At 72.5% G+C, this 8,563-nt stretch carries 7 protein-coding genes and 1 pseudogene; all 8 read left to right on the top strand.

Annotated elements, in window-relative coordinates:
- Positions 1-788 (top strand): annotated as a pseudogene (locus tag ACEQ2X_RS12695) (hypothetical protein); the annotation flags it as partial.
- Entirely contained in the window at positions 785-2,059 is a 1,275-nt protein-coding gene (locus tag ACEQ2X_RS12690; protein WP_370326181.1) for an MCE family protein, read from the top strand. The pseudogene ACEQ2X_RS12695 and the gene ACEQ2X_RS12690, both read left to right, overlap by 4 nt.
- Entirely contained in the window at positions 2,056-3,312 is a 1,257-nt protein-coding gene (locus ACEQ2X_RS12685) for an MCE family protein (RefSeq protein WP_370326180.1), read from the top strand. The genes ACEQ2X_RS12690 and ACEQ2X_RS12685 overlap by 4 nt, the downstream gene beginning before the upstream one ends.
- Positions 3,312-4,673 carry an MCE family protein gene (locus ACEQ2X_RS12680; RefSeq protein WP_370326179.1) on the top strand — a complete coding sequence of 454 codons (1,362 nt, stop codon included), beginning with the start codon at positions 3,312-3,314 and terminating at the stop codon, positions 4,671-4,673. The genes ACEQ2X_RS12685 and ACEQ2X_RS12680 overlap by 1 nt, the downstream gene beginning before the upstream one ends.
- On the top strand, positions 4,673-5,677 hold the full coding sequence (locus tag ACEQ2X_RS12675) for an MCE family protein (protein WP_370326178.1): 1,005 nt from the start codon (positions 4,673-4,675) through the stop codon (positions 5,675-5,677). The genes ACEQ2X_RS12680 and ACEQ2X_RS12675 overlap by 1 nt, the downstream gene beginning before the upstream one ends.
- 10 nt (positions 5,678-5,687) lie before the next feature.
- On the top strand, positions 5,688-7,142 hold the full coding sequence (locus ACEQ2X_RS12670) for an MlaD family protein (protein ID WP_370326177.1): 1,455 nt from the start codon (positions 5,688-5,690) through the stop codon (positions 7,140-7,142).
- Positions 7,135-7,857: a hypothetical protein gene (locus ACEQ2X_RS12665; RefSeq protein ID WP_370326176.1), complete on the top strand. Its 723-nt coding sequence runs from the start codon at positions 7,135-7,137 to the stop codon at positions 7,855-7,857. Before ACEQ2X_RS12670 ends, ACEQ2X_RS12665 begins: the two co-directional genes overlap by 8 nt.
- Before the next feature lie 7 nt (positions 7,858-7,864).
- Positions 7,865-8,563, top strand: a 699-nt coding sequence (locus ACEQ2X_RS12660) for a universal stress protein (protein ID WP_370326175.1), incomplete at its 3' end; no start/stop codon positions are given.

The following is an 8,563-nucleotide window of genomic DNA, read 5'->3' as shown; positions in this document are numbered from 1 at the left end:
TGCTGGTCGATGACGGGTTGGGGGCGTTCGTGGGTCAGGACGCCCAGATCGCGCGGGCGGTGGACCAGGGGGCGCGGGCGACGGATGTGTTCAGCCGGAGCTTGGGTGATCAGGTGCCGGCGATCCGTGATCTGTCGTTGGTGGCGGAGGCGTTGGGGCCGGTGGGGGATGAGTTCAACCGGTTGGGGTCGGTGATCGATGGGGGGGCGTTGGGGACGATCTCGGAGAACCAGGCGCGGTTGCGGGCGCTGCTCACCTCGTTGGATGGCTTCAGCGATCAGCTGGATGTGGTGTTGGAGCTGACGCGGCCGGATCTGGATCGGTTGATCGTGGAGGGGGACAACGTCACGCGGTTGTTGTGGACGTACCGGCCGGAGCTGGCCGACCTGGTCGTCGGCATCAGCGACTACAGCGACACGATCGGCAACGGCGGCCTCACCGACCCCGGCTTCACCGGCTTCGGCGCCGGCTTCCAGATCCTCCTCGAGAACCCGATCGGTGAGGAGTTCTGCGGCTCGCTGGCAGGCGCGCTCCGCGCCCTCGTGCCCATCTGCGCCGACGGACCGAACCACGAGAACCCCCCGGCCGGCCCCCAGCCGCCCGAGCTGCCCGACCTGCCGCTGCCGGACCTGCCCCTGCCGGACGCCCCTGTGGCGGCAGCCCAGCCGCCCTCGACCCCCACCGACGACCTGCCCCTCGGCGAGGTGCCCGCGATCATCGACCCCACCCCCGAGATCCCCGCCCGCGGCGGGCTCGCGACGATCCTCGAGGGGGTGCTGAGCCCGTGACCGACCGCCTCCCGGGCCTCAAGTTCCTGCTCTTCGGCGTCGTCTGCGTGATCGCGGCCGGCTGGATCGCGAGCGTGACCGGCAACCTCGACCGCATCCCGTTCCTGCAGGACGCGAGCAGCTACCAGGCGGTCCTCGAAGAGGCGTCGGGGCTCGCCGTCGGCGACGACGTCCGCATCGCCGGCGTCGACGTCGGGCGCGTGAACAGCATCGAGATCGAGCGGGGCGACGCGGTCGTCACCTTCGAGGTCGAGCCCGACGTGTCGCCCACGACCAGCTGGCAGGTCGGCGCCCGCTGGCGCAACGTCATCGGCCAGCGGTTCCTCTACCTCTACCCCAACCCCGGCGGCCGAGCCCTGGTCGCCGGCGACCTGGGGCCGGACGGGGCCGGCCGCCTGGGAGTCGAGCAGTCCATCGAGGTCGCCGACCTCGCGGCCTTCGTCGCCAACCTCGACCCGCTGCTGCAGGCCATCGACCCCGCCGCCCAGAACAAGCTGACCACCGCGCTCAACGAGGTCCTGCTCGGGCGCGACCAGACGATCCAGTCGCTCGTGACCAACGTCAGCGAGCTGGCCGGCACCGTCGCCGGACAGGCACCCGAGGTCCGCGCCGTCATCGCCAACGCCAACTCCCTCCTCGCCGAGTACAACGGCCGCGAGGACCAGCTCACCGGCCTGATCGACCAGCTCTCGCTGGTGGCCGACACGCTCGCCAACCGCAACGACGAGGTGCTCGACGCCGCCGTCGACCTCGCGTCGGTGCAGGCCCAGCTCGGTGACCTCATCGAGGCGAACGACGCCGGGCTGATCGCCTCCGCCGACAACCTCCGCCGCCTGACCGACTCCATCGGGGCGCAGCGCGACGCGTTCGAGGAGAGCGTCGCCAGCCTCCGCCAGGGGCTGGCCACGTACATGCTGATCAGCCGCCGGGGCGAGTGGTTCAACGTGCGCGGCGTGGCCATCCAGGTGCAGTTCGGCAGCAACATCGTGACCTGCCAGACCGAGGGCGGGACCAGCTGCGCGTTCCCCAGCTCGCGCGAGGGCAGCCCCGCACCGGGCGCCGAGGGCGAGGCCCCTGGCGGCGAGACCCCGCCCCCCCAGGGCGTGCCCGAGCTGCCCGACCCCATCGACCCCGCGGACGGGGGGGACGCGCCGGTCCCCACGTCGGTCTCCGCCGTCGAGCTGGCCCCGGAGCGCCTCAGCGCCCTCGAGGTCGCCGTCGGGGTGCCGCTGATCACCGCCCACGACGCCGAGGGGGGTGACGCCGGATGAAGCAGTTCATCGAGCGCAACCAGATCGTGATCGGCGTGATCACCGCCGTCCTCATCGTCGTCACGATCGTCGCGTCGCTGTCGGTCACCCGCCAGGACATCGGCGGCGGCTACACGATCTCGGCCTCGTTCGCCGACGCGAACGGCCTGCAGGCCGGCGACGTGGTGCTCGTCGCCGGGATCCGCGCCGGCACCGTCACCGCCATCGACATCGGCGACGACCACGTCGAGGCCGAGATGCAGGTCGACGGCGGCATCGAGCTGCCGTCCACCACCCGCGCCGAGATCACCCTCCGGACCCTGGTCGGCAAGCGCGGGGTCATCCTCGACACCGGCAACGACTTCGAGGGGGAGCTGCTGGTCGAGGGCGACCACATCCCGATCGAGCGCACGACCGTCACCACCGACGTGCCCGAGCTGGCCGAGACCGCCGACGACCTGCTGGGCGAGATCGACTCCGATGCCCTCAACATGCTCCTGGTCAACGTCGCCGACGTCACCCGCGGCCAGCGGGAGCGGGTCGCCGACCTGGTCGACTCCGGCACCGACCTGACCGAGCTGGTCAACTCCCAGGAGACCCAGATCCGCGAGCTGCTCCGCAACCTGTCGACGGTCAGCCAGACCCTCGAGTCCCGCGACGACGAGCTGATCGGCATCATCGACGACCTCGACGTCGCCCTCGGCAACCTGGCCGCCCGACGGGCTGACCTCCAGGCGCTCCTGGCCGAGACCCAGCGGACCGGCGCCGTCACCGCCGACTTCGTGGTCGGCGTCCGCGAGGACCTCGACGCGATCCTCGACGAGCTGCACCTCGACCTCGAGATCGTCAGCCGCCACCAGGTCGACCTGGCCGAGGGCCTCGCCTACGCCGGCGACTCGCTGATCGGGTTCAGCTCGATCGGCTTCGCCAACGGCCAGCCGGTCCCGTGGGGCCACGTGTTCGTCAACGCGGCCGGCCCGGCCAACGTCGACCTGCTCGTCGGCTGCGGCGGGATCCTCGACCAGCAGCTCGACGTCCTCCTCGGCCCCGATCCGCGGAGCTGCGAGGAGCAGACCAACCAGACCCTGCCGGACGACTCGCCGAACCCCGAGGAGGGCGACGACGGGCCGATCCCCGGCCTGCCCGACCTGCCGATCCTCACCGGTGACGGCCCGATCCACCGCGAACCGCAGCGCCTGCCGATCGACGTCGGCCCGCGGTCGCTGATCGACGCGCTCACCGGTGGCGCCGCCGACGAGGGGGGTGAGGGCTGATGCGCCGGATGATCGCCGCGGTCGTCCTCGCCTGCGCCCTGCTGGCCACCGCCTGCGTCGGCCCGTTCGCCGAGCAGGCCGAGCCCCTCACCATCACCGCGACGTTCCCGCGGACCGCGAACCTGTTCGAGGGGTCGGAGGTGCGGGTCCTCGGCCTCCCGGTGGGGGAGATCACCCGCATCGAGCCGCTCGGCGACACCGTCGAGGTGGAGATGGCCCTCGATCCCGAGCGGGACTACCCGGCGGACGCCACGATCCGGCTGAAGCCCGTCTCGCTCCTCGGCGAGCGGTTCGCCCAGATCGAGCCGCCCTACACCGGCGGGCCGACGCTCGAGGACGGCGCGGCGATCCCGATCGAGCGGACCGCGATCCCCGCCGAGGTCGACGAGGTCCTGCGCTCGTTCGAGAACTTCCTCGCATCCCTCGACGCCGGCGCCCTCGCCGACCTGATCGACGTGCTCGCCGACACCCTCGACGGCAACGGGCAGGGCCTGAACGAGCTGGTGGACTCCGGCGCGCAGACCGTGCGTGTGCTGGCGGACTCCTCGGTCGACCTGAACCAGGTCGTCGACGACCTCGCGGCCCTCAACGAGACCCTCGCCACGAGGGAGGAGCGGATCGGTTCGACGCTGACGAACGCGTCGACGGTCCTGCAGAACCTGCAGGAGGACCGCGAGCTGCTGGTCGGGGCGCTGACCGAGCTGACCCGCGCCACCGCTGAGCTCGAGCCGCTGATCCTCGAGCACGACGACCCGCTGGTGCGCGACCTCGCCACGCTCGCCACGACCCTGTCGACGGTCGACCGGAACCTGTCGCGACTCGGTGACGCGTTCTTCGGCGCGCAGCGGCTGTTCAACACCGCCGGGCGGATCATCGACTACGAGAACGCCCGGCTGCCCCTCGACAACGAGGCCGGACCGCTCGTCGAGTTCATCCAGGACCGCTTCGAGGACCGCCTGATCGGGCTGTGCCTCCGCCTCGACCTGGCCGACTGCGACACCCTGGACGACATCCTCGACACCCTCCCCGACCTGTGCCTCCCCGGGCTGTGCCAGCAGGGCAGCCCCGGCATCTCCTTCGCCGAGGCCGCCGGCACGGCGCTCAGCCAGCTGTCCGAGGAGTCCCGCACCGCGATGGCCGCCGAGCTCGACGCGAACGCCGAGGCCCAGGCCGCCGCGCCCGCGCCGACCCCCGGTCCGCTGCCGCCGGTCGACCCGCGGCTCGAGGGGCGCGGGTCCACGCCGCCGAGCGCCACCCCCTCGGCGGGCGCCACGCCATCGGAGTCGCCCACCGCGACCGAGCCGGCCGGGGTCCCCGCGATCCCGGAACCGCAGGGCAACTCGATCCTGGGGGTGGAGTGATGGGCATCCGCGTGCTCGCCGCGATCCTCACGACGCTCGCCCTGCTCGCCACCGGCTGCGGCGGCGAGGAGCCGATCGTCGTCAACGCCCAGTTCAGCGACGTGGCCGACCTGACGACCAACGCGGCGGTCAAGCTCGCGGACGTCACGATCGGCACCGTCGAGGGCATCGAGCTCGACGGCGACCTGATGGCCGCGGTCCGCATGGAGATCGACCCCACCATCGAGCTGCCCTCGGAGCTGATCGCCCGGCTCCGCAAGACGAGCGTGCTCGGCGAGCGCTACATCGAGCTGACCCCGGTCGAGGGGGCGGGCGGCACCTGGGAGTCCGGTGGCACGGTCGCGCAGACCGAGGTCGTCCCCGAGCTCGAGGAGGTCGTCGCCACCTCCACCGACCTGCTGATCGCCATCTCGACCGACACCCTCGCAGGCGCGATCTCCTCCGGCGCGGCCGGGCTGGACGGCCGCGGCCAGACCATGGGGCAGGTCATCGACGACCTCGAGCAGGTCACCCGGACCTACAACGCGAACTCCGCGGACCTGGTCCGGCTCCTCGACGGACTCGACCAGTTCCTCGACACCGTCGGCCCGCAGGCCGAGGTGCACGGCCGGGCGCTCGAGGAGGCCACGACGTTCGTGCGGGTCCTCGCCGAGGAGGACGACCGCCTGATCGACACGCTCACGAACCTGCGCGACCTGGCCGACACCGGCGAGGACATCATCATCACCCACCGCGCCCGCATCGACGACTTCGTCACCTACCTCGAGGGGATCAGCGGCGAGCTGATCGCGCCGGAGCACCTCGAGGCGATCGACACGCTGTTCGTCAACGTCGCACAGCACAACTTCGCGACGATCCGCGGCGTGAACCAGGAGAACGCCCAGGTGGTGCTGGACTTCATCATCTGCGGCCTGAACGACGAGCCGGGCTACAGCGTCCGCGCTTGCACCGATCCGCCACAGGGCCGGCCCCAGCCGACGCCGCGCCCCCCGCAGGACTTCTGAGGGAGGCGGCATGAAGCGCTCGCGCACGTTCATCAACCTCGTCACGGTCATCATCGCGTCGGCGGTGCTGCTGCTGTTCGCCGCCACCCAGCTGCTGGCCTCGGCGGTGCTCGACAACACCTACACGATGTACGTCGAGCTGCCAGAGGCCGGTGGGCTCCTCGAGGACAAGGAGGTCACCTACCGCGGTGTCGGCGTCGGCTCGGTCGAGGAGGTGTACCTCTGCGGCGAGGCGGATGCCGAGGCACTGCCCGACTGCGAGGACGCCGAGGGCGTGCTGGTCGAGATGGGCATCGAGAACGACATCGAGATCCCCACCGAGGTCGACGTGGTCGTCCTCCGCCAGTCCGCGGTCGGTGAGCAGGCCCTCGACATCCGCCCGACCGGTGCGGTCGGTCCCGAGACGGCCTTCCACGCCGCCGAGGAGGTGATCCGGCCGGGTTCCATCACCCTGCCGACCAAGCCGCAGGACCTGCTCGAGCTGGCCAACGAGGTCTTCGCCCCGGTCGACGCGCAGGACGCCGCCACCGTGGTCGCCGAGCTGGCCGACGCCGTCGAGGGCCGAAGCGAGGACATCCGGTCGATCCTGGTCGACTCGGCCACGCTGAGCGAGGCGGTCGGCGACAACGGCACCGACTTCGACCGGTTCTTCGCCTCGAGCCGGACGGTCAACGCGACGCTGGCGGAGAACCGCGAGGAGCTGGCCCAGCTGATCACCGACCTCGCGGACTCCGCCGAGCTGGTCGGCGACATCCGCGGCGAGGTCGACGGCCTGCTCGACACCGCCCCGACCGTCCTCGACGCCACGACCAGCCTGCTGGCCCGCGGCCGCGCCAACCTGGCCTGCTCGATCCGCGACCTCGCCGACCTCAACACCTTCGTCAACCAGCCGGAGAACCTCGCCAACCTGGAGGAGGCCATCCGGGTCAACCAGTACTTCTTCGAGGCGTTCCGGATCATAGGCCCGACCAGCATCCAGGGCGACCCGTGGCTGCGCGTGCAGTTCCTGCTCGAGCCCCAGCCGACCCCGGTCCTCTACGACCCCGCGCGCCCGGTGCCGGCCACGCTGCCCGGCGGCGCGTGCGAGTCGGTGTTCGGGCCCGGCGCCGGCGCCGCCGTCCAGCCGAACCACCAGCTGGCGGTGCCGCGCGACGGCGAGGTCATCCGGCCCGAGAACGATCGCCGGACGTCCGTCACCCAGGTCGCCGCCCAGCCCCCCGCCGAGCCGGGCGTCGGCGCGGCCGGGGTCGCGCCGGTCGGGGTGGACGAGACGCCGGTCGCCGACTCCGGGTCGACGACCGCGTCGCCGCTGGTCGTGACCGTCCTGGCCCTCGGCGTCGGCGCGCTGGGTCTGGGCTGGCGCCTCGGCGGCCGCCCGGCACCGCCGGGCATGGTGCGGCGCCGCCGCCGCTCCGGTCGTGCAGGATCAGGTCGCGGGGGACCGAGAGGAGGACGACGTGGCTGAGCGCAGCGGCATCCCCACCGACGACCCGGTCGAGGAGCCGACCCCCGCCGTCGCGCGGGACCGGACGCCGTCAGGCGTCGATGACGACCTGGCGGCGGACGACCGCCCCGTCGTCACGCGGACCGCCCACAGCCTGATCTGGCAGGTGCGCATCGCCACCGGCCTCGCCGTCCTCGGGCTCGCCCTGGCCGTCTTCATGTACGTGTCGACGTCCGACGTCCGGTCCGCCGAGGCCACCAGGGACGCCGTCCAGGAGGCCGCCGAGGTCGTCGCGCTGCGCGTCACGACCTTCGACGGGGCGACCATCGACGAGTGGGTCGCCGACACCCAGGAGCTGGCCACCGGCGACTACGCCGAGGAGGTCGTCCAGCTCTTCGACGACGAGCTCCGCACCGCACTGGCCGAGAACCAGCTCCAGTCGGTCGGGGAGATCACCTCGAGCTTCGTCCAGGATGTCGAGGGGGACACCGCCACCGCGTTCCTGGTGGTGCGCCAGACCTACACCTCCGTGGCCCAGCCCCAGCCCGTGTCCGACGAGCTGCGGATGGAGGTCGAGCTCGCCCGCGTCGACGGCGAGTGGCTGGCCGCCGAGGTCGCCGTCCTCGGCCCCTCCACCGTCAGCCCGGTCGGTGACGCGCAGGGTGCCGCGCCGCCATCCGAGGACCCGGCCGCACCGCCGGTGGAACCCACCGCGACCGCACCCGCAGAGGAGTGAGGCGGACATGAGCGTCTACCCGAAGGTCATCGTCGGCTCCGACGGCTCGGTGACCGCCGAGCGCGCGGTGCGCCGGGCCGCCACGATCGCCGGCGGCCTCGACGCCCCCCTCGTGGTCGCCACCTCCTACACCCGGTCACGCCCCGAGGACCTCGGCCCGCGGTCCCACCGCGTCGAGTCCCAGAACATCGAGGAGAGCTTCGGCTTCGGCTACATCGGCGCCCAGGAGACCGCCCAGGACGGCGCCACGGTGGCCCGGAAGGCCGTCAAGGGCATCCAGGTGGAGGTGGCGACGCCCCAGGGCGACCCCGCCGACAGCCTGCTCGAGCTGGTCGAGGGCACACCGGGGGCGCTGCTGGTCGTCGGCTCCCAGGGCCTCGGCGCGTCGGGGATCTTCCTGCTCGGCAACGTCCCGAACAAGGTCGCCCACCACGCCGTCGGCGACGTGCTGATCGTCCGGACCACCGACGAGCGCCCGGAGGGCCCGCCGACCAGCGTGCTGATCGGCACCGACGGCTCGCGCACCGCCACCAAGGCCCTCGACCGCGGCGTCGCGGTCGCCGGGGCGCTCGGGGCCACCGTCACCGTGCTCGCGGTCGGGCGGGCGTCCTGGGCGGAGGACGTGCTGGCCGAGGCCGCGGCCCGGGTGCGCGAGGCCGGCATCGAGGTGGCCACCGAGCACCACGACGGCGACCCGGCCGGTGTG

This window comes from Euzebya sp., assembly GCF_964222135.1.
Classification (GTDB): Bacteria; Actinomycetota; Nitriliruptoria; order Euzebyales; family Euzebyaceae; genus Euzebya.
The sequence above is the reverse complement of the archived record's forward strand: the minus strand, read 5'-3'. Positions and strand labels throughout refer to the sequence as shown.

What these genes read in the sequence shown, in the direction of transcription:
- ACEQ2X_RS12680 (WP_370326179.1), top strand. Translation starts at nt 3,312, where the DNA reads ATGCGCCGGATGATCGCCGCGGTCGTCCTCGCCTGCGCCCTGCTGGCC.
- ACEQ2X_RS12675 (WP_370326178.1), top strand. Translation starts at nt 4,673, where the DNA reads ATGGGCATCCGCGTGCTCGCCGCGATCCTCACGACGCTCGCCCTGCTC.
- ACEQ2X_RS12670 (WP_370326177.1), top strand. Translation starts at nt 5,688, where the DNA reads ATGAAGCGCTCGCGCACGTTCATCAACCTCGTCACGGTCATCATCGCG.
- ACEQ2X_RS12685 (WP_370326180.1), top strand. Translation starts at nt 2,056, where the DNA reads ATGAAGCAGTTCATCGAGCGCAACCAGATCGTGATCGGCGTGATCACC.